Consider the following 22,566-nt stretch of genomic DNA (forward strand, 5'->3'; position numbering starts at 1 on the left):
GAGGGGTTCAGCCGGTGAGCCGTGACCCGTATACGGCGGCCAGGGGGTGCCTGGAGGCAAACTCGTCGACGGCGGCGTGGTAGCTGTCGAGGGTGATGGCGGCGGTGCGTTGCCAGCCGGAGTTTGCTGCGTGGATGGCGGCGGCGGTGCCCATGTTGTGGCGGGTGGTGGGGTCGTCGTGGAGGGCTTCGAGTGCATCGGCCCAGTCGGCGGCGTGGTGGCCGTCCACGAGCAGGCCGGTGCGGCCGTGGCTGACTGCGCGGGTGAGCCCGCCGACGCGGGTGGCGAGGACGGGGGTTCCGCAGGCCTGGGCTTCAAGGGCTACCAAGCCGAAGGATTCGCTGTAGGAGGGCATGACGACGACGTCGGCGGCCCGGAACCAGCCGGCAAGTTCGGGTGCGCTGACGGGCGGGTGGTGGGTGACGACGTCGTCCAGTCCGGCGGCGCTGACGAGGGTCTTGAGGTTGAAGTCCTTGGCGCCGCTGAGCGCGCCGAGGATGGTGAGTTTGAGGTCGATGTCAGGGCGGCGGCGGCGCAGCAAGGCGGCGGCCTTGAGCAGGATCTGCGGGCCTTTGAGGCGCTGGATGCGGCCGGCGAAGAGGAGGTGGAAGGCGCCGGGGGCGATGCCGTGGGCGGCCCGGGACTGGGCACGGAACGCGGGGGTGAACACGGAGAGGTTCACGCCGGGGGGTGCGACGTCGATGTGGTCGAAGTCGGCGCCGTAGTGGGAAACGAGTTCGGCGGCTTCGGCGGTGGTGTTGGCGATCAGGCGGGTGGCGCCGTCGACGATGCGGTGTTCGCCGTCCTCGCGACGCCGGGGTTCGGGTTGTTCGCCGGAGTGCAGGAGGAGGTTCTTGACTTTGGCCATGGTGTGCATGGTGTGCACCAGGGGGATGTTCCACAGTTGGGAGAGTTCGAGGCCGGCGACGCCGGAGACCCAGTAGTGGGAGTGGATGAGGTCGTAGCGGCCGTGGGGCTGTTGGCCGCGGATGCGTTCGATTTCGGCGACCATGCTGTGCAGCAGTTCGGGGAGTTCTTCTTTGGGGAGTTTGCGGGGCGGTCCGGCCAGGACGTTGTGGACGCAGACGCCGGGATCGGGGTGTTCGACGGCGGGCTGCCCGGCGGCGGTGGAGCGGGTGAAAATCTCCACTTCGATGCCGGTTTCGGCCAGGGCGGAGGCAAGGCCGCGGATGTAGACGTTCATGCCGCCGGCGTCTCCGGAACCGGGCTGTTCCATGGGAGATGTGTGCAGCGACAGGAAAGCCACTCGCTTGATCACAGGCACGGGCTTCCCTCCTCTCCGGACTGCTGGAACTGCATCGGATAAAACACTACTCCTCAACTGTCCGCGCGACTGTGGCGCTGCCACTGCTCCCACCGTGGTGTTTCCCACGCAAACCAGGCCAGCCACAGTATGTAGCACGGCCCTGCTAAAACCGGTGCCTCAACGCCCCAGGGGCCCCGTCACCGGCGCCACAACCGGGCTAACTCGGGAAACGCGGCCTCGTAGCCGGTGAGCAACGCGATACCGAGTTCAGCCGAGCCGACCAGTGGGTGTTCGGCGAAAGCTTCCAGGGCCGCACCGCGGTCGCCAGCAGAGGCCGCACGGACGGTGAGCAGTTCCACTTTTTTGACCTGCTGCAGAAGGGCGAGTTGCGGTTCGCCCGGCCTGTCCTGGGGAATCGGCACGGCCCCTTGCGGCGTGACCGTGCAGGGAACTTCGACGACGGCGTCCGCCGGGAGCCCGGGAATAGCGGCCCGGGAGCCGCCCGCCCCGGCGAAGGACTCCCCGCCGAAGGAGTCTCCGGCGAAGGACTCTCCGGCGAACGAGTCTCCGGCCACGGACTGGCCAGTGGAGTTCGGTGTATTTAGGATCAGTTCGGTGGCCGCCCCCGCGCCATCGACGGCGGCACCCCCGGCAAGCGCCCGCATCACGGCCAGGGCCACCTGCTCATAACCGCCGCCGGCAAGATCCTCGGGGTTCCGCGCCTCGCCGCCTGCACGGGCCTCGGCCAAATACCCCTCCTCACGGGACCGCCGCGCCGCTTCCCACAAGCCGTACGCTCCGTCCCCGGCGGTAGCCAGCCGCGGATACAGCTCCGCCTGCTGGCCGTGGATGGATTCACCGCGGGTCCTGGCCATGGCACGCATGCCCGCCACCGCGCGCGCCGCTTCGTAGTAATAGAACAGGTACTCGTTCGGCAGGAGCCCCAGATCGCGCAGGAAAGCCTGCGGAAACAGCCGGCCCTCCTCGAAGCTGGCCAGCGCTTCCCGGTCGGCCAGCAGGCCGGGAAGGACATCGCGGCCGCCGCTCTCCAGCCGGTACAGCCAGCCGAGATGGTTCAGCCCGTAGTAGCCCACGCCGTCGAGCTTTCCCGCCGGCAACGGTACGCCGGCCGCCCGGGCGGCGCGGTGCACCAGGGCACTCGCGGAATCACAGATGCCGATCACTTTCCGGCCCAGCACGGGAACCAGCGCCTGGGTGACCATCCCGGCCGGATTGGTGAAGTTGATCAGCCAGGCGTCCGGGCAGTGCGTCCGCATGTTCGCGGCCAGCTCCAGCATCGCCGGGACGGACCGCAGCGCGTAGGAGATGCCGCCCGCGCCGGTGGTTTCCTGGCCGAGCAGCCCGAGGTCCCGGGCCACCCGTTCGTCGGCAACCCGGCCGGCCGTTCCGCCCGGGCGGATGGCGGCGAACACCATGTCCGTCCCGTTGAGGGCGCGGGGGAGGGAGGTCGTGGACGTCACCGCGGGCGGACGGCGGGAGGAAGGTCCGACGTCGGAACTTCCGTCCGGGGCGCCGCTCACCTCCGAAGACATGGACCGCAGCACAGCCTCGATGGCGGCCAGGCGGCCGCCGTCGACGTCGAACAGCACCACCTCGCTGACCAGGCCGCCATAGCGCCCGGAACACAGGGCACGGTAAACGAGGGGAACCCGGAATCCGCCGCCGCCGGCGATCGTGAGCCGCATGGCAGGAGTCTATGCGCAGCAGCCAGCAACGCGGCCTGAACTGTCGCGCTGGAAGCCGGCCAGCGCCGTCGAACCCCCACATCGCGGGGTTTCAACGCCAAGGTACACAGCGTAATGTGCCGAACATGGAGGCGAATCCTGCACGCCGTTTCGACCCGCTCTCGGCCGTCCGTACCCCGGCAGCCGGAGAGTTCGACCTGCTGCTGGCCGGGACCGTTTTCCAGGACATCATCTTCACCGGGCTGCCGCACGCACCCGAGCCCGGAACCGAAATCTGGAGCGAGGGGATGGGCAGTTGCCCGGGTGGCGTGGCCAACCAGGCCATCGCGGCCGCGCGCCTCGGCTTGCGGACGGGGCTGGCTGCGGCCTTCGGCGACGATGGCTACGGCGACTACAACTGGAAAATCCTGGACCGGCAGGAGCACGTGGACCTGTCCCTGTCCCGCCGGGTCCCGGGCTGGCACTCGCCGGTGACCGTATCACTGAGCGTGGACCACGACCGCTCGATGGTCACCCACGGGCACCCGGCACCGGTGACCTCCTCCGAGCTGATCGGAACTCCGCCCCGTGCGCTGGCTGCCGTGGCGGACCTTGGCCATGAACTGGAGCCGTGGGCGCTCGCGGCGCACAAGGAGGGAGTCAAACTGTTCGGCGACGTCGGCTGGGACCCAACCGGCGAATGGGCCCACGCGCGGCTGGCCAACCTGCAGTACTTCCATGCCTTCATGCCCAACCAGCGCGAGGCCATGGCCTTCACCGGCAAGAGCGATCCCTGGGCGGCGCTGTACTCCCTGGCGGACCGGGTGCCGGTGGCGGTGGTGACGCTGGGGGCGCAGGGGGCCGTGGCAGTTGACTCGGAAACCGGCGAGGAGGAATGGGTGCCCTCCCTGCCTGTGACCGCCTTCGATCCGACCGGTGCCGGGGACTGCTTCGGGGCCGCGTTCATCGTCGGGAGCCTCGCGGGTTGGCCGCTCAGCGACCGGCTTCGGTTCGCCAATCTCTGCGCCTCACTGGCAGTCCAGGAAGTGGGCGGTTCCCTCGCTGCGCCCGGCTGGGGAGACATCGCCGACTGGTGGAACCGCGCCAACGCCCGGCCGGAACGCCGTGGCAGCCAGTGGCTGCGCCGATACTCCTTCCTCGCCGACATCGTCCGGGACGTTCCGCAGCAGGCCCAGCGGCGGGCGGCCGCCACCATCGCACACCTCTCGGACGCCTGAGCAGGCACGCGCGTTTCCCCGGCAATTATTCGGCCGGAAGCGCCAGCACTAGAATCAGTAGAGTGATTTATCCAGCAGCAACAGGAGACCGCCCGGCAGTAACGGGCCCGGTCGGGACGCCCCGCGGCTACGCCCGGACGGCCCACGAACGTTCCGCAGTGATCGACCTCGAGGCGATCCGGCACAACGTCCGCCGGCTCGCCGCGGCCGCCGAACCGGCCAAGGTCATGGCGGTCGTCAAGGCCGACGCCTACGGACACGGCGCCGTGCCGGTGGCCCGCGCGGCCCTCGAGGCAGGCGCAAGCTGGCTGGGCGTCGCGCACATCTCAGAAGCTCTGGCACTGCGCGCCGCTGGCATCGAAGCGCCGCTGCTCGCCTGGCTGCACACCCCGGAAAGCAACTTCGGCGCGGCGGTGGCCGCCGGCGTCGACATCGGGTGCTCCGGCTGGGAGCTGGAACAGATCGTGGCCGCCGCCCGGGAACAGGAACGTCCGGCACGCGTCCACCTCAAAGTCGACACCGGACTGGGCCGCAACGGCGCCACCGTCGAGGTGTGGGACCGGCTGGTGGGCGAAGCCGTGGAGTACCAGGACCAGGGGCTGCTGCGCGTTGTGGGCATCTTCTCCCACCTTGCCGTGGCCGACGAACCCGAGCGCCCGGAAACCGACGACCAGCTCGCAGCGTTCCGCGAGGTCCTGGCCATCGCCGAAGACGCCGGCGTGGACCCCGAAGTCCGCCACCTGGCCAACACCCCGGCTACCCTGTCCCGGCCCGACACGCACTTCGACATGGTGCGCGCGGGCCTGGGAATCTACGGCCTCTCGCCCTTCGATGGGCAGACCTCCGCGGAACTGGGCCTCCGCCCCGCGATGACCCTGCGCACCGTCGTGTCCCACTGCAAGGACGTGCACTCGGGCCAGGGCGTCTCCTACGGCTTCAACTACCACACCTCCGGCGAGAGCACGCTGGGGCTCATTCCGCTCGGCTATGCCGACGGCGTTCCGCGCGTCGCCACCGGCGGCCCCGTCCGCGTGGAGGGCGTCACCTACCCCGTGGTGGGACGGATAGCGATGGACCAGATGGTAATCGACCTCGGCCCGCTGGACGTTTCCCGGGGCGGCCACAGCCTCCTCGGAGCAGAGGCCGTCCTTTTCGGAGACGGCGCCGACGGTGGCCCCACGGCCGATGACTGGGCCCGCGCCGCCGGCACCAACAACTACGAGATCGTCACCCGCATCAGCCCCCGCGTGCCCCGCACCTACATCAACGAATCGCCCATCAGCCGTGCGCCGGCCGGCGAAAGGCCCGCAACGGGATCGACCGCGACTGAATCGCCGGCGCCGTGAGCATCTCGGAAACCGGCAACGCTCCGCTGTGGGTCCAGACCCTGACGGTCACGACGGCGGACCAGACCCACGCGCTCGGCGCGGCTTTGGCGGAGCTGCTCCGGGCGGGGGACCTCCTGGTGCTCACGGGCGAACTTGGCGCCGGCAAGACCACCTTCACGCAGGGCCTAGGTGAGGGCCTGGGCGTCCGCGAGGGCATCATTTCCCCGACCTTCGTATTGGTGCGCATCCACCCCAACCTCCCCGACGGGCGGCGCCCGGGCGGGCCGGACCTGGTGCACGTGGACGCCTACCGGCTGGGATCGGCGTCGGAAATCGACGACATTGACCTGGAGAACACGCTGGACTCTGCCGTGACCGTGGTGGAGTGGGGCCGGGACCGCGTAGAGCACCTGACCGAGAGCCGGCTCGAGGTGGAACTGCACCGCCAGCTAGGCGGCGCCGCTCCCGCGCACCTTCACGCCGGCGGGGATTCAACGGGACCCGGCACGGCGCCCGGTTCTGACGTGCCCGTCCTCGACACTCCCGTACTGGACTTCGAGTCGGAGGACGACGACGAGCCCCGCACCATCATTATCCGCGGCTTCGGGCCGCGCTGGGCAGAACAGCCCGTTCTGTCCGCGGAAGGAATCTCCTGATGCTCATTCTCGCCATTGACACCTCAGCCGTGGCCAGCGCCGCGCTGGTGTCCGACGACGCCCTGGAAGGTGTGGTGGGCAACTTCTCCACCGAGGACACGAGGAGCCACGCCGAGGTCCTTGCGCCCGGAATCGAGCGGCTGCTGGCAGACGCCGGGGTAACCGGAGCCGACATTGACGCGATCGTTGTGGGCGTTGGTCCCGGTCCCTTCACCGGTCTCCGGTCCGGCATCGCGACGGCGCGCACCCTGGCCTTTGTCTGGAACACGCCGCTGCACGGCATGATGAGCCTCGACGCCGTCGCCCTCGAGGTGGCCGAATCCACCGAAGCGCCGGCCGAGTACCTGGTGGCCACCGACGCCCGCCGCAAAGAGGTCTACTGGGCCCGCTACACCCTGGCCGCAGGCCAGTTGCCGAAGCTCGTCGATGGGCCGCACGTGGGCTTCGCCGCGGACCTTCCCGACCTGCCGGCGTACGGCGCGGGCGCAGGCCTCTACCCCGACGACGTGCGCGCGGATCCGGACTTCAGCACCGAACAGCCCGATGCGCTGTACCTGGGCCAGTTTGCGCTGGCAAGGCTGGCAGCGGGCGGGCAGCTACTGGACTCCACGCCCCTCTACCTGCGGGAATCGGACGCCCAGGTCCCCGGCCCCCGGAAGCGTGCCCTGTGAACCTGCTGCCCGAATCATTCGGCAACGCGCCCGTCCTGCCCCGCCAGCTGGCCTCGGGCGTGACCGTCCGCGACATGCTTCCCGCCGACATCACCGCTGTCCACGAGCTGGAGGTCCGGCTGTTCCCGGTGGACGCGTGGCCGCTGCAGATGTTCATGGACGAACTGATGCAGCCGGAGACCCGCAGGTATCTCGTGGCGGAAGCGCCGGAGGGCATCGTTGGGTATGCCGGACTCATGTGCGTCGAACCGATCGCCGACGTCCAGACCATCGCCGTCGTCCCCGAATATGAGGGCAGGGGCATCGGCACCGCACTCCTCACCGACCTGATCGCCGAGGGGCGGCGCCGCGGCGCAGCCGACATCCTGCTCGAGGTCCGCGCCGACAACCCGCGCGCCCAGCAGCTGTACATCCGCTTCGGCTTCGAGCAGATCCACGTGCGGAAACGGTACTACCGCGACGGCGTGGACGCGCTGATCATGCGGCTTCAGCTCGAGGCCGTGCTCGCGGTGCACCAGGACATCGTGCACGACGCCGAACCCCGGCCCGTGCAGACTGACGAAGCCGGCCGCGCCGGCGAGACCGCTCCGACGGAGGCAGACCACAAATGAACCGCTCGCAGCCGCTAGTACTGGGCATTGAGTCATCGTGCGACGAAACGGGTGTCGGCATCGTCCGCGGTACCGACCTCCTCACCAATACGGTGTCCTCGTCCATGGAGGAGCACGTTCGGTTTGGCGGGGTCATCCCGGAAATCGCCTCGCGCGCGCACCTGGACGCCTTCGTTCCTGCCCTGCAGGCGGCCCTGGCCGAGGCGGAGGTGACGCTGGACGAGATCGACGCAATCGCGGTGACAGCCGGGCCCGGGCTGGCCGGAGCTCTGATGGTCGGCGTGTGCGCCGCAAAGGCGCTCGCCGTCGCCACGGGCAAGCCGCTCTACGCCATCAACCATCTGGTGGCCCACGTGGGGGTCGGCCTGCTGAACCAGCGCGGCGGCACCCGCGGTGCCGCAACGGGCGTCGGTTCCGGCGGCGGTGGCGCGGACCAGCCGATACTGCCCGACAACCTCGGCGCCCTCCTGGTGTCAGGCGGGCACACCGAGATCCTGCGGATCCGCAGCATCACGGACGACGTCGAGCTGCTCGGTTCCACCATCGACGACGCGGCGGGCGAGGCCTACGACAAGGTCGCCAGGATCCTCGGACTGGGCTACCCCGGCGGCCCGGCCATTGACCGGCTGGCGCGCGAAGGCAACGCCAAGGCCATCCGGTTCCCGCGCGGACTGACGCAGCCCAAATACATGGGCACCGCGGAGGAGCCCGGCCGCCACCGGTACGACTGGTCCTTCAGCGGACTGAAGACCGCGGTGGCCAGGTGCGTGGAGCAGTTCGAAGCCGCCGGCGACCCCGTGCCGGTGGCGGACATCGCGGCGGCTTTCCAGGAAGCCGTCGTTGATGTCATCACGTCCAAGGCAGTCCTGGCCTGCCGCGAGCGTGGCATCACGGACGTGCTGCTGGGCGGGGGAGTGGCCGCCAATTCGCGGCTGCGGCAGCTGACCGAACAGCGCTGCACGGCCGCCGGCATCACGCTGCACGTTCCGCCGCTGGACCTGTGCACGGACAACGGCGCGATGGTGGCCGCACTCGGTGCGCAGCTGGTCATGGCCGGCATCGAACCCAGCGGCATCAACTTTGCGCCGGACTCGTCCATGCCAGTCACCACGGTGTCCGCCCCAAGTAGGTCGCAGAACAGGGCGTTCTCGGCGCTGGGAACGCCCTCAACTGCTACCTAGTTGGGTCCGGAGCCGCAGAAGGCGACCTACGCGGTGGGGCCGTTCCGCATCTGCTTCACGAGGTCCAGGACCACGGCCTGAAGGTTGCCGCCGCTTTCGGCGGCCACCCGCCGCTGGCGCTGGTACCCCGCGCCGCGGCTGATGATCTTTTCGACGTCGGCCAGCTCATCCGGGCAGCCCAGCTTCGCCGCGATCGGTTCGAGCCGGTTGAGCGTCTCCAGCAGGTGGTCGGTGACGAGCTGCTCGTTGCCCTCAGCATCGAGGATGATGATCGCATCCAGGCCATAGCGGGCGGCCCGCCACTTGTTTTCCTGGACATGCCAGGGCGGCATGGTGGGAATGCTGCCGCCGGCGTCGAGAGTGTTGGAGAATTCGTGCACCAGGCACTGCGTCAGGGCCGCCACGGCGCCCACTTCCTCCAGCGTGGCCAGGCCGTCGCAGATGCGCATCTCAATGGTGCCCAGGGCCGGCACCGGGCGGATGTCCCAGCGGATCTCCGAGATGGTGTCGATCACGCCGGTGGTAAACATGTCCTGGACGTAGGACTCGTACTCTTCCCAGCTGGCGAACTGGAAGGGCAGTCCCGCCGTCGGCAGCTGCTGGAACATGAGGGCGCGCTGCGAGGCGTAGCCCGTGTCCTCGCCGCCCCAGAACGGGCTGGACGCGGACAGTGCCTGGAAATGCGGGAAGTAGTTCACCAGGCCGTCCAGCACGGGGAGGACCTTGCTGCGCCGGTCCAGGCCGACGTGGACGTGTACCCCGTAGATGACCATCTGGCGGCCCCACCACTGTGTGCGGTCGATCAGTTTGGCGTAGCGTTCCTTGTCCGTGACCGGCTGCAGCTGCGGCGGGCTGAAGGGGTGGCTTCCGGCGCAGAACACTTCCACGCCCATCGGGTCCGTGACTTCACGAAGGGCGGCCAGCGAGCGGGCGAGGTCTTGCTTCGCTTCCGCGGCGGTCTCACAGATACCGGTGACCAGCTCCACGGTATTAAGCAGCAGTTCCTGCTTGATGTGCGGGTGCTCATCATCCTCGTTCAGTTCGGGATGCCGCGCCACCACCCCGCGCAGGACCTCGTTGGCCACGGACGACAGTTCGCCGGTCTGCGCATCCACCAGCGCGAGTTCCCATTCCACACCAAGAGTTGATTGCCTGGATGAAGCGAAATCAATCTTCATGTGTTCCTCGCTGTGTGCTGGCCTGGTGACGTCTGGTCCGGTTGTCGTCCGTTCCTGGCGAACGGCTGGCAGGGGAACGGTCATCCAAGTCTAGTGCAGGGGTAGCATCGAAGAGATGGCTTGGCTATACAGGGCGCGTGAGAGTCTTCACAAAACCACCGGCCCCCGAATCCCCAGAAAAAATTCCCGTACCGCAGTTGCGCACACCGCACCTGCGGCGTCTGCGGCAGCGCTCGCGGCGCTGTTCGCCGTCGCGTCGTGCACGGCGCCGCCGGCACCGGCACCGGAACAAGGCACGACGACGGCGCCCGCGGCTTCCGCTTCGGGCTCGCCGGAGCCGCCACAGACAGCTTCACCGCAGACAGCCACGCAGAGCGCTGCCCCGTCCGCTGCGAAACCTGCGACGAAGGAGGCGGCGGCTCTGGGCTGGGGTCCGGAGCAGCGGGATGCCGACGCTGCCGCCGGGGCGGTGGCAAAAATGACCCTGGAGGAGAAGGCCGGGCAGGTGCTCCTGCCCTTCTACACCGGCCTCGACCATGAAGCCCAAGCCGCCATGGTGGAACGCCTCCACCTTGCTGGGTCCATGATCATGGCCGACAACGTGCCCGGAACAGCCACTGGCCTGGTGGACATCCCGGCGCTGGCCCGTGTGACGCGCCGGCTGGACACTGCGTCCCGCTCCGGCGGCCGCACCTGGCCCGGCCTGATCGGCGTTGACCAGGAGGGCGGAGCGGTGAGCCGCGTCGGCGCACCGCTGACCCGCTGGCCCACTCCCATGAGCTACGGGGCGGCCGGCAGCGTGCCCCTGGCCGCAGAAGCCGGCACCGGGCTCGCGGCGGAACTCGCGCCGCTGGGCTTCACTGTGGACTTCGCGCCCGCAGCCGATGTCACGATGGGCCCCGCCGATCCCACCATCGGCGCGCGGTCCATGTCCGCGGACGCCCGTGCCGCGGCATCATTGAGTGCCGGCTTTGCCAAGGGCATGCTGGCCGGCGGCGTGCTGCCGGCTGTGAAGCACTTTCCCGGACACGGCTCGGTGACCACCGATTCGCATAAGGGCCTCCCCGTCCAGAACGCCACCCTCGCGCAGCTGAAGGCGCGGGACTGGCAGCCGTTCCAGACCGCGGTCAAGGCAGGGGCTCCCATGATCATGACCGGACACATCGCAGTGCGGGCACTTGAGCCGGGCGTGCCCGCGTCCATCTCGAAGGCAACCTACAAGGCGCTACGCGGCCTGGGCTTCAAGGGCGTGGCGGTCACGGACGGGCTTAACATGGGCGCGGTGGCCGGCCGCTATCCCCGCGGTTCGGCAGCGCCGGCGGCGTTGGCGGCCGGGGCGGACCTGCTGCTGATGCCGGCTGATGCCCCCGTCGCGCATGCCGCAATCGTCCGGGCTGTCACCGAGGGAAAGCTGCCGCTCCCGCGCCTCGAGGAAGCGGCCCGCCGGGTGGTCACCATGATGATCTGGCGCGGACGGACGGCGCAGCGGAAGCCTCCAGCAGCGCCGGGGAGCGGGGAGGCGCTGTCCGCGAAAATTTCGGCGCAGGCCGTCACGGTGGTGGCGGGCCGGTGCAAGGGCGCTTCGGTGCGCGGTCACGTGCGGGTGGCAGGGGGCACGCCAGTGGACCGGGCCCGGTTCGCCGCCGCTGCCAGGGACGCGGGGATCGCCCTGGGGACGGGCCCGCTGGTCACCCTGATCGGCTACGGCGGCGGCCCTGCGAAGGGCGATATTGTAGTGGCCCTGGACGCGCCGTGGCCCTTGGCGCAGTCCGCCGCGCCCACGAAGATCGCCCTCTACGGCCGAACGCCGGGAGCGTACAAGTCGCTGCTGGCTGTCCTGGCAGGCAAGGCCACCGCCCCCGGAAAGCTGCCGGCCGCCGTCGGACCCTACCGCCCCGGCACGGGCTGCAGGTAACAACGGGCTGCAGGTAATAACAGGCTGCAGGTAATAAAGGCAGCGCCGCCGTTTAATGGAGGAGTGCCGATACTGAACAAAGACATGACCCTGTGCATCTCCCTCTCGGCCCGGCCGAGCAACAACGGGACCCGCTTCCACAACCACCTGTACGACCAGCTGGGCCTGAACTGGATCTACAAGGCCTTCGCACCCACCGACCTGGCCCAGGCGATCGCCGGCGTCCGCGGCCTGGGGATCCGGGGCTGCGCCGTCTCCATGCCCTACAAGGAGGACGTGATCGCCCTGGTGGACGCCATGGACCCGTCCGCCAAGGCCATCGATTCCGTCAACACCATCGTCAATGACGGCGGGCGGCTGACGGCGTACAACACGGACTACACGGCAATCGAGCAGCTGCTGCAGCGCAACGCCGTGCCAGCGGAGTCATCGGTGCTGCTCAAGGGCGCCGGCGGCATGGCCAAGGCCACGGCCGCAGCCTTGCGCGACGCGGGGTTCAAGGACGTGACCATCATCGCCCGCAATGAAGCAACCGGCCGGGCGCTCGCCGATCTCTACGACTTTGCCTGGCGGGCGGACCTGGGCGCCGGCCAGGAGGCCACCGCGGACATGGTCATCAACGTCACGCCTGTGGGAATGGCCGGCGGACCGGAGGCAGACGCGCTGTCCTTCCCCGCCGAAACAATAGTGGCAGCCAAGGTGGTCTTCGATGTCGTGGCCCTGCCGGCGGAAACGCCCCTCATCAAGGCGGCCCGGGCGGCCGGCAAGCAGGTCATCACCGGGGCCGAGGTTGCCACCATCCAGGCGCTGGAGCAGTTTGTGCTGTACACGGGAATCCGCCCCACCGAGGAGCAGGTCCGGGACGCCGAGGCGTTCGTGCGCGCCCAGTAACTGACCGGGCTCCACCGAGGAACTAAACGGGCTCCACCGAGACAGCCACTCTCTCCTCCCCGATCCGGGTGAGGACCAGGGTGGCTGTCTTTTTGCCCGCGGCTTTGCCGCCGGCTTTACCCGCAGGGAGGAGCTGCTTGCGCAACTCCTCCGGGGTGACGGACGTGCCGCGCTTCTTGATGTCCAGCACGCCGACGCCGTTCTCCTTGACCCAGGCCTTGAGCGCCCTGACGTTGTACGGCATGACCTCCAGGACCCGGTACGCCCGGGCATACGGAGTGTCCACAAGCTCCGGGGCGCAGATGTAGGCGATGTGCTCGTCCACGAGGTGCCCGCCCAGGTCCAGGGCCAGGTCGGCCACGAGCCCGGCACGGATGACAGCGCCGTCCGGCTCGTACAGGAAACCCTCCACCGGACCCACGGGGGCCACGGGTCCGGCGTCGAAATCCTCCCCGCTGGTAAGTTCGGCGGCGCCCTCTGCGCCGATGACCAGGGCGGCCCGCCGGATTCCGGGACGGGCCACGGCGTTGAACCACAGCGTGACTTCCGTGACGTCGCCGCCCACCGAGACCCACTGCGCCTCGCAGCCGCCAGGCACCGATTCGTGCGGAATGCCGGGCCCCATCTTGACGCCGACGGCCCGCCCCGCGGCCGCGAGCGACTCCACGAAGGACAGCGGCGGAGAGAAAGCCTCGGGGTCCCAGATCCGCTGGGTGCCGGACGTGGTGGTGGTGCGCCGGGCGGGGTCCAGCCAGACGCCTGCCCCGTCCTCCAGCGCCACTGAGGTCGCGTCCGAATGGACCACCGTGGCGTGCGGAAAGGGAATGAGGTTGATCGTGGCGCAGGCGGCGGTGGTCTCGTCGACCTCCACAGCGGTCACGGCGATGTCAAGGGACGCCAACGCCATGGCGTCGGCGCCGAGGCCGCAGCCCAGATCGGCCACGTGGCGGATGCCCGCCTGGGCAAAGCGCTGGGCGTGCCGGGCTGCGACGTTGAGCCGGGTGGCCTGCTCCAGGCCAGCCTGGGTGAACAGCATCTGCCGGGCAAACTCGCCGAACTTGGCCTCGGCCCTGGTCCGGAGCCGTGACTGCGTCAGTACGGCGGACACGAGTTCGGGGGAGTGGCCGGCCTTGCGGAGGCTCGAGTTGAGGGCGAAGGAGCGGTCCTCTCGGTAGGGTCCGAGCGAGGCCAGCAGCTCCCATCCTTCTTCTGTGAGGAGCGGGGCGATCTGGTCCTGCGGTGCTTCAGACATGGGATCAAGCCTAGTGGAGCCGCCGCTCCAAGCTCTTCCCGATAGGGTGGTCTGAATGGAATCCAGCGAAACGCCCACCCCCGACCAGCCCGAAAGCACCACCCCCGGTCCGGCGGAGCATAGCCGGCTGGTCCGGTATGCACGCCCGGCGCTGATCGCCGGAGCCGTGGTCGCCGTCGTCTGTCTTGTCCTGCTGGTGATCATCTTCCTGCTGGACTCCTTCAATGCCACCGTCTACTCGGTCGGCGGCAAGAACATCAGCGACGCCACCGAGGAAGCCCGGCAGATCCGGGACCTGTACCTGGGGGCACACGTAGGCGGCCTCGTGGTGCTCAGCGTGTCGGTCGTGATCGCGGCGGCGGCCGCCGTCGTGCTTGTCCGCGAACAGCGGAAGGCGGGGGACGAAGACGCTGACGGCGGCGAGGACCTGGGCTTCGACGACCTCGCCGGCCGCTGATCGAACGGCCCCGCGCGGGTTACGGCGGATGAATTTCTGGCACTCGCCTTGACCGAGTGCTAACCCCTTACATAGAGTCATCATTAGCACTCTCCCTAGGAGGGTGCTAACACACGAAGAGCTGCCAGCCTGGCTGCTGCCGGCACCGCGACGACGGTCTGCCGCCACGGCGCAACAGTTTTACTGTCCATGAATTTTGACGAAAAGGAGAGGTCCGAGTGTCGGTCTCTATTAAGCCTCTTGAGGATCGTATTGTTGTCCGCCCGCTCGAAGCCGAGCAGACCACGGCTTCCGGCCTGGTTATCCCGGACTCCGCGCAGGAGAAGCCGCAGGAAGGCGAAGTTGTTGCAGTAGGCCCCGGCCGCTTCGAAGACGGCAACCGCGTACCGGTCGACGTAGCCGTTGGCGACGTTGTCATCTACTCCAAGTACGGCGGAACCGAAGTCAAGACCGGCGGCACGGAGTACCTCGTGCTCTCCGCCCGCGACGTTCTGGCGATCGTCGTTAAGTAACTCTTAGGATCCCCGTGCCGCCGTCCGCGTCTGATTCTGTCTGACCGGTCGGCTGCACGGGGTTCTGTCTTGAAAGGACAAAACCATGGCAAAGCAGCTTGCGTTTAACGACGCTGCCCGCCGGTCGCTTGAATCCGGCATCGACAAGCTCGCCAACACGGTTAAGGTGACGCTTGGTCCCCGCGGCCGCAACGTCGTGCTGGACAAGAAGTGGGGCGCCCCCACCATCACCAACGACGGCGTGACCATCGCCCGGGAAATCGAGCTTGACGACCCGTACGAGAACCTTGGCGCCCAGCTGGCCAAGGAAGTCGCCACCAAGACGAACGACGTCGCCGGTGACGGCACCACCACAGCTACCGTGCTCGCCCAGGCACTGGTCAAGGAAGGCCTGCGCAACGTTGCCGCCGGCGCCGCTCCGGGCCAGATCAAGCGCGGCATCGAGGTCTCCGTCGAGGCCATCGCAGCACGCCTGCTGGAGAACGCCCGTCCCGTCGAGGGCACCCAGGTGGCCAACGTTGCCGCCATCTCCGCCCAGAGCGACGAGGTGGGCGAGCTGCTTGCCGAGGCATTCGGCAAGGTGGGCAAGGATGGTGTGATCACCATCGAGGAATCCTCCACCACGCAGACCGAACTGGCCCTCACCGAGGGCATGCAGTTCGACAAGGGCTACCTGTCCCCGTACTTCATCACCGACACCGAGCGCCAGGAAGCCGTCCTCGAGGACGCCCTCATCCTGATCAACCAGGGCAAGATCTCCTCCGTGCAGGAATTCCTGCCGCTGCTGGAGAAGGCGCTGCAGAGCTCCAAGCCGCTGTTCATCATCGCCGAGGACGTCGACGGCGAGGCCCTGTCCACGCTGATCGTCAACCGCATCCGCGGCACCCTGAACGTGGTTGCTGTCAAGGCTCCGGGCTTCGGTGACCGCCGCAAGGCCATGCTCCAGGACATCGCCACGCTGACCGGCGCCCAGGTTGTGTCCCCCGAGCTGGGCCTGAGCCTGGACTCCGTGGGCCTCGAGGTGCTGGGTACCGCCCGCCGCATCACGGTCACCAAGGACAACACCACCATCGTTGACGGCGCTGGTTCTGCCGAGGACGTCGCTGCACGGGTCGCCCAGCTGCGCGCCGAGCTGACCCGCACCGACTCCGACTGGGACCGGGAAAAGCTGCAGGAACGCCTGGCCAAACTGGCCGGCGGCATCGGCGTGATCAAGGTCGGCGCAGCCACCGAGGTTGAGCTGAAGGAAAAGAAGCACCGCATCGAAGATGCAGTGTCCTCCACCCGCGCCGCCCTCGAAGAAGGCATCGTGGCCGGTGGCGGTTCCGCCCTGATCCACGCGCTGAAGGCACTCGACGAGGACCCCGCTGTCACGGCACTCGAAGGTGACGCGGCTGCTGCCGTCGGCATCGTCCGCCGTGCACTGGTCCAGCCGCTGCGCTGGATCGCCCAGAACGCCGGCCACGACGGCTACGTTGTGGCCGCCCGGGTTGCCGAGCAGGACAACAACCACGGCTTCAACGCCAAGTCCGGCGAGTACGAGGACCTGATCGCGGCCGGCGTCATCGACCCCGTCAAGGTCACGCGCGCGGCCCTGCGCAACGCAGCCTCCATCGCTGCGCTGGTGCTCACCACCGAGACCCTCGTGGCCGAGAAGCCCGCCGAGGAAAACGAGCACGCAGGCCACAGCCACTAGGCTTCCGCCCGCTCTCGCGGTTTTCCAAGGAGGTCCGGTCCAGCTCTTGCTGGCCGGGCCTCCTTTTGCGCTTTCAGGAGCATTTTCCCAGCTGAGACGCCGGTCACACCCGGCGCGCTTGATTCGTCTCGAATGTCACGAATCGGTAACATGGGTGCTTTGTGCTGCCGTTTGAGGGGTTATCTGTGCCAGAAGCGAGATCGACCGACCCGATGAGAAGCATGCCGCGGGAGGAGCCGTCGGGGGGACAAAACCATGAACCGCGGGCTGCCCGCCTGAAGGCCAAGCCGGGCTACCGGCCCGAGGTCCAGGGCCTTCGCGCCCTGGCGGTGCTCATGGTCGTCACGTACCATGTGTGGCTTGGCCGGGTTTCCGGCGGCGTGGACATCTTCCTCCTCATCTCCGCCTTCCTGCTGACCATGTCCTTCGTCCGCAAGGTGGAGAAGGGCACGCCGCTGCGCCTCGTGAGCCACTGGCTGCACCTCTTCAAGCGGCTGATCCCGGCCGCCGTCGTCGTGATTCTCGGTGTGCTGGCCGGAACCTGGCTGGTCCTGCCGCAGAGCCGCTGGCCCGACGTCCTCAACGAGGCGTGGGCATCCCTCCTCTACGGGCAGAACTGGCTGCTGGCCAACAGCGCGGTGGACTACTACGCGCAGGACCACTCCGGCGCCAGCCCGCTCCAGCACTTCTGGTCGCTGTCCATCCAGGGCCAGGTCTTCATTCTCTGGCCCCTCATCTTCGCCGGTTCCGCCCTGGTGTGGCGGCTGCTGCGGCGCCGCCGGGACGTCAGCTACCGCACCGTCCTGATGGCTGCCTTCGCCGGCATCTTCATCGCTTCCCTGGTGTTCTCCATCGACCAGACGGCCAGCAACCAGGCCTACGCCTACTTCGATACCCGGACCCGGCTGTGGGAGTTCGCGCTGGGATCGCTGCTGGCCCTGGCGCTGCCCTACCTGAAACCGGGGAAGGCGCTGCGCGTGGTGCTGGGCTGGGCCGGGCTTGCCGCCATGGTCTCCTGCGGCCTGCTCCTCACCGTGGACCGGTCCTTCCCGGGCTTCATTGCGCTGTGGCCCACTCTGGCCGCGGCGGCCATTATCGTCGCCGGGCAAAGCGGCAGCCGGTTCGGCGTGGACCGGATCCTGTGCTCAAAGCCGCTGGTGGCCCTGGGGGACAACTCCTATGCCCTGTACCTGTGGCACTGGCCGGTCCTGGTGCTGGCGCTGGCGGCCACCGGCATCGCGGCGCCCAACCTGGTCCAGGGCCTCGTCATTGTGGCCGGTTCCGTGGTCCTGGCCGTGCTCACCACCCGCTTCGTGGAAAAACCGCTGCGCGAATGGCACTGGCCGCAGCTGCGGGCCTGGCGCACCGCCGTCGTTATTGTTGCCTGCGGCGCCCTGCTGGCAGGGCCGGTCGCGGTGTGGCAGTCCAAGCTGAACGCCGAGGAGGCTGCAGCGGCGGCGCAGCCGCGGGAGCTGACTCCGGGCGCCGCCGCGCTGGCACCGGAGAACGCCGGCAAGCCGACGCCGGAGGCCACCGTGATCCCGGCACCGGCCGCCATGAAAAACGAGTGGGCGGACATCGACGGGCTGTGCACGGACGAAAACGTCCCCAGCGATCCGCTGCTTAATGGCTGCCTACAGAACAGCAAGCCGGACAAGGTGACCAAGCGGATCGTGGTGCTCGGCGACTCCCACGCGCAGCAGTACATGGCCGCGCTCGGCCCCATCGCCAGGGACCACGGCTGGGAGGTGGTCACCCTCCTGAAGGGGAACTGCCGGTTCGGCGCCGAATCCCCGGAACGCGACGCCGACTGCAACGCCTTCAACAAGGCCAGTGCCGCATATGTCATGGAGCACAAGCCGGACGCGGTGTTCACCGTGGCATCCCTCACGCACAAGGAAGCCCCGTTCGAAACCGACGTGCCCGGCTACCTGGAGGGCATCAAGCCGTTCACCGACGCCGGGATGGACGTGGTGGGGGTCCGGGACAACCCCCGCTTCGCCATCAACATGCCCGAATGCGTCCAGAAGTACGGTACCGACGCTCCGGAGTGCAACCCGCCGCTGGGTGAATCACTGGCCGCCAAGTCGCCGCTGGACGCATACCGGGGCAAGGTGGACGGGTTGCACCTGATGGACATGAGCGACTTTATCTGCGCCGGCGGCATCTGCCCGGCCGTGGTGGGCAACGTCTACGTCTACAAGGACGACAACCACCTCACCAAGACCTACGTCCAGTCCATGATCCCGATGTTCGAGAAGCGGCTGCTGGCCACCACGGGGTGGAAGTAGCCGGGCTGTGTGACCGCGGCGGCCTCCGGACCCGCGTGCCATTGCTCACAATGCCGGCGCGGAATATGGGGATCGCCGCGGAGGTTCTAGAATTTATTCAATACTTCTGCACAGGCCAGTCCCGTAATGACGGGCTGGTCATCGGCTGCAACCCCTACCCGTGAACCTGTAAACCAAAGGTAAGAGGCGCACTCATGACCCAGCCCGAGCACGACCCCTTCGGCTTCATCGGCCTGACGTACGACGACGTCCTGCTGCTTCCCGGCCACACCGACGTGATCCCCTCCGACGCCGACACATCGTCCCGGATCTCCAAGCGCATCACCGTCCAGACGCCGCTGCTTTCCGCGGCCATGGACACCGTCACCGAATCCCGGATGGCCATCGCCATGGCCCGCCAGGGCGGCCTCGGCGTCGTCCACCGCAACCTCGCGATCGACGACCAGGCCGACCAGGTGGACCGTGTCAAGCGCAGCGAGTCGGGCATGATCACCAACCCGCTCACCATCGGCCCCGAGGCCACGCTGCAGGAACTTGACGAGCTGTGCGCCCGCTACCGCGTCTCCGGCCTTCCCGTGGTCGACGACGGCAACCGCCTCCTCGGCATCGTCACCAACCGCGACACGCGCTTCGTGCCGGAATCCGACTTCCCGATCCGCCTGGTCAGCGACGTCATGAGCAAGATGCCGCTCGTCACCGGCCACGTCGGCATCAGCCGCGAAGAGGCCTCGCACAAGCTGGCCACGAACAAGATCGAGAAGCTCCCGCTGGTGGACGAGCAGGGGCGCCTGAAGGGCCTCATTACCACCAAGGACTTCACCAAGGCCGAGCAGTACCCGCTGGCCACCAAGGACGACGAGGGCCGGCTGCGTGTCGGTGCCGCCATCGGCTTCTTCGGTGACGGCTGGGAGCGGGCCATGAAGCTGGTGGACGCCGGCGTGGACGCGCTCTTCGTGGACACCGCGAACGGCCACTCGCAGGGCGTGCTGGACATGATCCGCCGCCTCAAGTCAGATCCGGTTGCTGCGCACGTGGACATCATCGGCGGCCAGGCTGCCACCCGCGAAGGCGCCCAGGCGCTGATCGACGCCGGTGCCGACGGCATCAAGGTGGGTGTCGGCCCGGGCTCCATCTGCACCACGCGCGTCGTGGCAGGTGTGGGCGTTCCGCAGATTACCGCCATCTACGAATCGGCGAAGGCTGCCATTCCGGCCGGTGTTCCGCTGATCGCCGACGGCGGACTCCAGTACTCCGGCGACATCGGCAAGGCGCTGGTGGCCGGTGCCGACACCGTGATGCTCGGCTCCCTGCTGGCCGGCTGTGACGAGTCTCCGGGTGAGCTCATCTTCGTCAACGGCAAGCAGTTCAAGAGCTACCGCGGCATGGGCTCCCTCGGGGCCATGCAGTCGCGCGGCAAGAACACGTCCTACTCCAAGGACCGCTACTTCCAGGCGGACGTCTCCGGCGATGACAAGCTCATCCCCGAGGGCATCGAAGGCCGTGTGGCCTACCGCGGCCCGCTGGCCTCGGTGGCATACCAGCTGGTGGGCGGCCTCCGCCAAACCATGTTCTACGTGGGTTCCCCGACCATTCCCGAGCTCAAGGCCCGCGGAAAGTTCGTCCGGATCACCCCGGCAGGCCTGAAGGAATCGCACCCGCACGACATCCAGATGACCGTCGAGGCGCCGAACTACGGTTCACGTTAAAGCCGGACTCTCAAAGAGGCCGTGGGGAACAGTCCCCGGCCTCTTAGTGCCCGTGCCCGGGGCTAGGCTGGAGCCATGTCCCAACCACGCCATCCCGCCGAACTGAACCCGAAAAGGGAACCCCAGCGGCGGCTGGCACTGAAGCCCTATGCGCAGGCCGTGGCCCAGGTCCTCCGCGTCAGTTTCCGCGCGTCGCCCGGTGCCGTGCTCATGAAGGTGGCCGGATCGCTGATCTCGGCGGTCCTGCCCCTGGTGACCACGTACTTCGCCGGCCTGACCACCACTGCGCTGGCCGCCGCCTACAACGGGGACGCTGCCGCCGGGCAGCAGGCCATCCTCTACGTCATCATCACCGCCGCCCTGGGTCTGTTCTGGGGAGCCTTCAGCAGCGTGGACCGCTACATCCAGCAGCTCATGAGCTTCCGGGTGGGGGCCATCGTGGGCGACCTAATGTACGAGCGGTTCCTGGCGCTGGATTTCTGGCGGTACGACGATAAGGAAACGGTGGACCTCTACGACCGCGCCAAGCGGTTCTCCGATTCCTATGCCCGGGTCCTGGACCGGATCGCGGCCATCTTCACACAGCTGGTGTCTGTGATCCTGGCCATCGGCGCGCTGCTGCTGGTGAGCTGGTGGATCGCGGTGATCGTGCTGGTCGCGATCGTGCCCAGCGTCTACCTGCAGTTCAAGCTGTCCCGCGAGCAGATCGCGCACTGGAACACCCAGGTGGATTCGCGGCGGCAGCGGCGGATGATCGAAACCAACCTGCTCCGCCCGCAGCACATCGCCGAGATGCGCCTGTACGGGATCGTCGGCTACCTCATGGGACTTCGCTCCCGGCTCAGGGACGCCGACGAGAAGCGCCGGCTGGACTTCCAAAAGCGGTACATCCCCAAGCAGCTGGCGGCCGACGCCCTGCAGTACGCCGCGGAGGTTGTCTCGCTCATCTGGGTGGTGGGCCAGATCATCGCCCGGGCCCAGCCGGTGGGGCAGTTCCTCTACGTCCAGCAGATCGTCAGCCGGGCCCTGTCCACCGCGAACAACCTGGTGTCCTCGCTCAGCTCCATCGACGAGGACCTCGCCAACCTCAAGGACTATGAGCTGTTCATGGCGCTGCCAGTGCATTCCAGCCATGCGCCGCCGCTGCTGGATGCGCCAAAAACGGTTGAGCTGCGCGACATCCGCTTCACCTACACCGGCAGCGACATCGAAGTGATCCGCGGCATCAGCATGACCATCCGCGAGGGCCAGCACATCGCCATCGTGGGGGAGAACGGCGCCGGCAAGTCCACGCTGATCCGCATCCTGGCCGGGCTTTACCGCCCGGATTCCGGCCAGGTGATGCTCGACGGCGTGGACCTCGCCGCCGTCGACGTCACCTCCTGGCACCGCCACCTGGCGGTGCTCAGCCAGGAGTTCCTTAAGTACGAGTTCGCCACCGCAGCCGAAAACATCCTGTTCGGCGATGTCGACTCGCCCCGGAACGACGAGCGGGTCAGCCGCGCGGCCGCCGATGCGGAGGCACTGGATTTCATCAACAAGCTGCCCAACGGCCTGGACAACCACGTCAGCAACTGGATGGAGGATCCGCGCGGCCGCAAGGGAAGCGGACTGAGCGGCGGGCAGTGGCAGCGGCTGGCCATGGCGCGGAACTTCTACCGGAACGCCTCCTTCATGGTCATGGACGAGCCCACTTCCGCCATCGACGCGCTGGCAGAGCACCGCATCTTCACTCGGCTGTTCGCCGAGCGCAGCAGCACTATCATCGCCATCAGCCACCGGCTCGCCACGATCGAGAAGGCGGACATTGTGTACATGCTGGAGGACGGCCGGATCGTGGAGCAGGGCACGCACCGGGAACTGGTGGCTCTCCGCGGCCGCTATTTCCGGATGTTCGAGTCCCAGCTCAGCGTCCCCACCAGCCCCCTAGCCTCGCAAGCTCGCCCAGGGAACCCTGCTGGCGTGGGCCCGGAGGCCGGCGGGATCTGACTTCCGCCTCGGTGTCCCGGTCCTCAGACAGGCGTTCGGCTG

The 22,566-nt window shown here is 68.2% G+C and carries 18 protein-coding genes; 14 read left to right on the forward strand and 4 right to left on the reverse strand.

The features are described from left to right. Window positions 1-7: 7 nt before the first annotated feature. Both mshA and AC57BR_RS22145 read right to left on the reverse strand, forming a co-directional pair. Window positions 8-1,285, reverse strand: a complete 1,278-nt coding sequence (gene mshA / locus AC57BR_RS22140) for a D-inositol-3-phosphate glycosyltransferase (protein WP_496364489.1) — start codon at window positions 1,283-1,285, stop codon at window positions 8-10. A 179-nt stretch (window positions 1,286-1,464) separates the two neighbouring features. After that, window positions 1,465-2,973: a family 4 glycosyl hydrolase gene (locus AC57BR_RS22145; RefSeq protein ID WP_496364491.1), complete on the reverse strand. Its 1,509-nt coding sequence runs from the start codon at window positions 2,971-2,973 to the stop codon at window positions 1,465-1,467. 125 nt (window positions 2,974-3,098) lie between these two features. On the opposite strand from AC57BR_RS22145, the gene AC57BR_RS22150 reads away from it, so the two are divergent. The 6 genes from AC57BR_RS22150 (at window position 3,099) to tsaD (ending at window position 8,637) form a co-directional block, all read left to right on the forward strand. Then, a complete protein-coding gene (locus AC57BR_RS22150; protein ID WP_496364493.1) occupies window positions 3,099-4,190 on the forward strand; it encodes a carbohydrate kinase family protein in 1,092 nt (363 codons plus the stop codon). 62 nt (window positions 4,191-4,252) lie between these two features. Then, window positions 4,253-5,536 (forward strand): alanine racemase, encoded by a 1,284-nt coding sequence (alr, locus tag AC57BR_RS22155; RefSeq protein ID WP_496364495.1) that lies wholly within the window; start codon window positions 4,253-4,255, stop codon window positions 5,534-5,536. Between the two features lie 2 nt (window positions 5,537-5,538). Next, entirely contained in the window at window positions 5,539-6,174 is a 636-nt protein-coding gene (gene tsaE / locus AC57BR_RS22160) for a tRNA (adenosine(37)-N6)-threonylcarbamoyltransferase complex ATPase subunit type 1 TsaE (protein WP_496365203.1), read from the forward strand. Further along, on the forward strand, window positions 6,174-6,845 hold the full coding sequence (tsaB, locus tag AC57BR_RS22165; RefSeq protein WP_496364497.1) for a tRNA (adenosine(37)-N6)-threonylcarbamoyltransferase complex dimerization subunit type 1 TsaB: 672 nt from the start codon (window positions 6,174-6,176) through the stop codon (window positions 6,843-6,845). The genes tsaE and tsaB overlap by 1 nt, the downstream gene beginning before the upstream one ends. A 74-nt stretch (window positions 6,846-6,919) precedes the next feature. Then, window positions 6,920-7,456 (forward strand): ribosomal protein S18-alanine N-acetyltransferase, encoded by a 537-nt coding sequence (gene rimI, locus AC57BR_RS22170; protein WP_496365204.1) that lies wholly within the window; start codon window positions 6,920-6,922, stop codon window positions 7,454-7,456. Then, window positions 7,453-8,637 carry a tRNA (adenosine(37)-N6)-threonylcarbamoyltransferase complex transferase subunit TsaD gene (gene tsaD / locus AC57BR_RS22175; RefSeq protein ID WP_496364499.1) on the forward strand — a complete coding sequence of 395 codons (1,185 nt, stop codon included), beginning with the start codon at window positions 7,453-7,455 and terminating at the stop codon, window positions 8,635-8,637. Before rimI ends, tsaD begins: the two co-directional genes overlap by 4 nt. A gap of 26 nt (window positions 8,638-8,663) precedes the next feature. On the opposite strand, the gene AC57BR_RS22180 is transcribed toward tsaD, so the two are convergent. After that, complete coding sequence (locus tag AC57BR_RS22180) at window positions 8,664-9,815, reverse strand: glutamate--cysteine ligase (RefSeq protein ID WP_496364501.1); 1,152 nt, start codon at window positions 9,813-9,815, stop codon at window positions 8,664-8,666. A gap of 115 nt (window positions 9,816-9,930) precedes the next feature. On the opposite strand from AC57BR_RS22180, the gene AC57BR_RS22185 reads away from it, so the two are divergent. Next, window positions 9,931-11,730, forward strand: a complete 1,800-nt coding sequence (locus AC57BR_RS22185) for a glycoside hydrolase family 3 protein (protein WP_496364503.1) — start codon at window positions 9,931-9,933, stop codon at window positions 11,728-11,730. 63 nt (window positions 11,731-11,793) lie between these two features. Continuing rightward, the gene (locus AC57BR_RS22190) at window positions 11,794-12,621 is read left to right on the forward strand and encodes a shikimate 5-dehydrogenase (protein WP_496364505.1); all 828 of its coding nucleotides are present in this window, start codon (window positions 11,794-11,796) and stop codon (window positions 12,619-12,621) included. A 22-nt stretch (window positions 12,622-12,643) separates the two neighbouring features. Here AC57BR_RS22190 and AC57BR_RS22195 read toward each other — a convergent pair whose 3' ends face one another. Next, a complete protein-coding gene (locus AC57BR_RS22195; RefSeq protein ID WP_496364507.1) occupies window positions 12,644-13,873 on the reverse strand; it encodes a THUMP-like domain-containing protein in 1,230 nt (409 codons plus the stop codon). A 55-nt stretch (window positions 13,874-13,928) separates the two neighbouring features. Here AC57BR_RS22195 and AC57BR_RS22200 point away from each other — a divergent pair, with 55 nt between their 5' ends. From AC57BR_RS22200 to AC57BR_RS22225, 6 genes are all read left to right on the forward strand, one after another. Further along, window positions 13,929-14,330, forward strand: coding sequence for a hypothetical protein (locus tag AC57BR_RS22200; RefSeq protein ID WP_496364509.1), 402 nt, complete (start codon window positions 13,929-13,931; stop codon window positions 14,328-14,330). A gap of 218 nt (window positions 14,331-14,548) precedes the next feature. Further along, window positions 14,549-14,842: a co-chaperone GroES gene (groES, locus tag AC57BR_RS22205; protein WP_003805290.1), complete on the forward strand. Its 294-nt coding sequence runs from the start codon at window positions 14,549-14,551 to the stop codon at window positions 14,840-14,842. 85 nt (window positions 14,843-14,927) lie between these two features. Beyond that, on the forward strand, window positions 14,928-16,538 hold the full coding sequence (groL, locus tag AC57BR_RS22210) for a chaperonin GroEL (RefSeq protein WP_496364512.1): 1,611 nt from the start codon (window positions 14,928-14,930) through the stop codon (window positions 16,536-16,538). 221 nt (window positions 16,539-16,759) lie between these two features. Next, the gene (locus AC57BR_RS22215; protein ID WP_496365205.1) at window positions 16,760-18,829 is read left to right on the forward strand and encodes an acyltransferase family protein; all 2,070 of its coding nucleotides are present in this window, start codon (window positions 16,760-16,762) and stop codon (window positions 18,827-18,829) included. Window positions 18,830-19,023: 194 nt separating this feature from the next. Beyond that, window positions 19,024-20,535, forward strand: a complete 1,512-nt coding sequence (gene guaB / locus AC57BR_RS22220; protein ID WP_496364514.1) for an IMP dehydrogenase — start codon at window positions 19,024-19,026, stop codon at window positions 20,533-20,535. 75 nt (window positions 20,536-20,610) lie between these two features. Beyond that, window positions 20,611-22,524, forward strand: a complete 1,914-nt coding sequence (locus AC57BR_RS22225) for an ABC transporter ATP-binding protein (RefSeq protein ID WP_496364516.1) — start codon at window positions 20,611-20,613, stop codon at window positions 22,522-22,524. The last annotated feature ends 42 nt before the right edge of the window (window positions 22,525-22,566 follow it).

The organism is Arthrobacter sp. BGA-UO-ETr-C19, from assembly GCF_059568005.1.

What these genes read in the sequence shown, in the direction of transcription:
- AC57BR_RS22145 (WP_496364491.1), bottom strand. Translation starts at nt 2,973, where the DNA reads ATGCGGCTCACGATCGCCGGCGGCGGCGGATTCCGGGTTCCCCTCGTT.
- AC57BR_RS22150 (WP_496364493.1), top strand. Translation starts at nt 3,099, where the DNA reads ATGGAGGCGAATCCTGCACGCCGTTTCGACCCGCTCTCGGCCGTCCGT.
- tsaB (WP_496364497.1), top strand. Translation starts at nt 6,174, where the DNA reads ATGCTCATTCTCGCCATTGACACCTCAGCCGTGGCCAGCGCCGCGCTG.
- rimI (WP_496365204.1), top strand. Translation starts at nt 6,920, where the DNA reads ATGCTTCCCGCCGACATCACCGCTGTCCACGAGCTGGAGGTCCGGCTG.
- tsaD (WP_496364499.1), top strand. Translation starts at nt 7,453, where the DNA reads ATGAACCGCTCGCAGCCGCTAGTACTGGGCATTGAGTCATCGTGCGAC.
- AC57BR_RS22180 (WP_496364501.1), bottom strand. Translation starts at nt 9,815, where the DNA reads ATGAAGATTGATTTCGCTTCATCCAGGCAATCAACTCTTGGTGTGGAA.
- AC57BR_RS22185 (WP_496364503.1), top strand. Translation starts at nt 9,931, where the DNA reads ATGGCTTGGCTATACAGGGCGCGTGAGAGTCTTCACAAAACCACCGGC.
- AC57BR_RS22195 (WP_496364507.1), bottom strand. Translation starts at nt 13,873, where the DNA reads ATGTCTGAAGCACCGCAGGACCAGATCGCCCCGCTCCTCACAGAAGAA.
- AC57BR_RS22200 (WP_496364509.1), top strand. Translation starts at nt 13,929, where the DNA reads ATGGAATCCAGCGAAACGCCCACCCCCGACCAGCCCGAAAGCACCACC.
- groL (WP_496364512.1), top strand. Translation starts at nt 14,928, where the DNA reads ATGGCAAAGCAGCTTGCGTTTAACGACGCTGCCCGCCGGTCGCTTGAA.
- AC57BR_RS22215 (WP_496365205.1), top strand. Translation starts at nt 16,760, where the DNA reads ATGCCGCGGGAGGAGCCGTCGGGGGGACAAAACCATGAACCGCGGGCT.
- guaB (WP_496364514.1), top strand. Translation starts at nt 19,024, where the DNA reads ATGACCCAGCCCGAGCACGACCCCTTCGGCTTCATCGGCCTGACGTAC.
- AC57BR_RS22225 (WP_496364516.1), top strand. Translation starts at nt 20,611, where the DNA reads ATGTCCCAACCACGCCATCCCGCCGAACTGAACCCGAAAAGGGAACCC.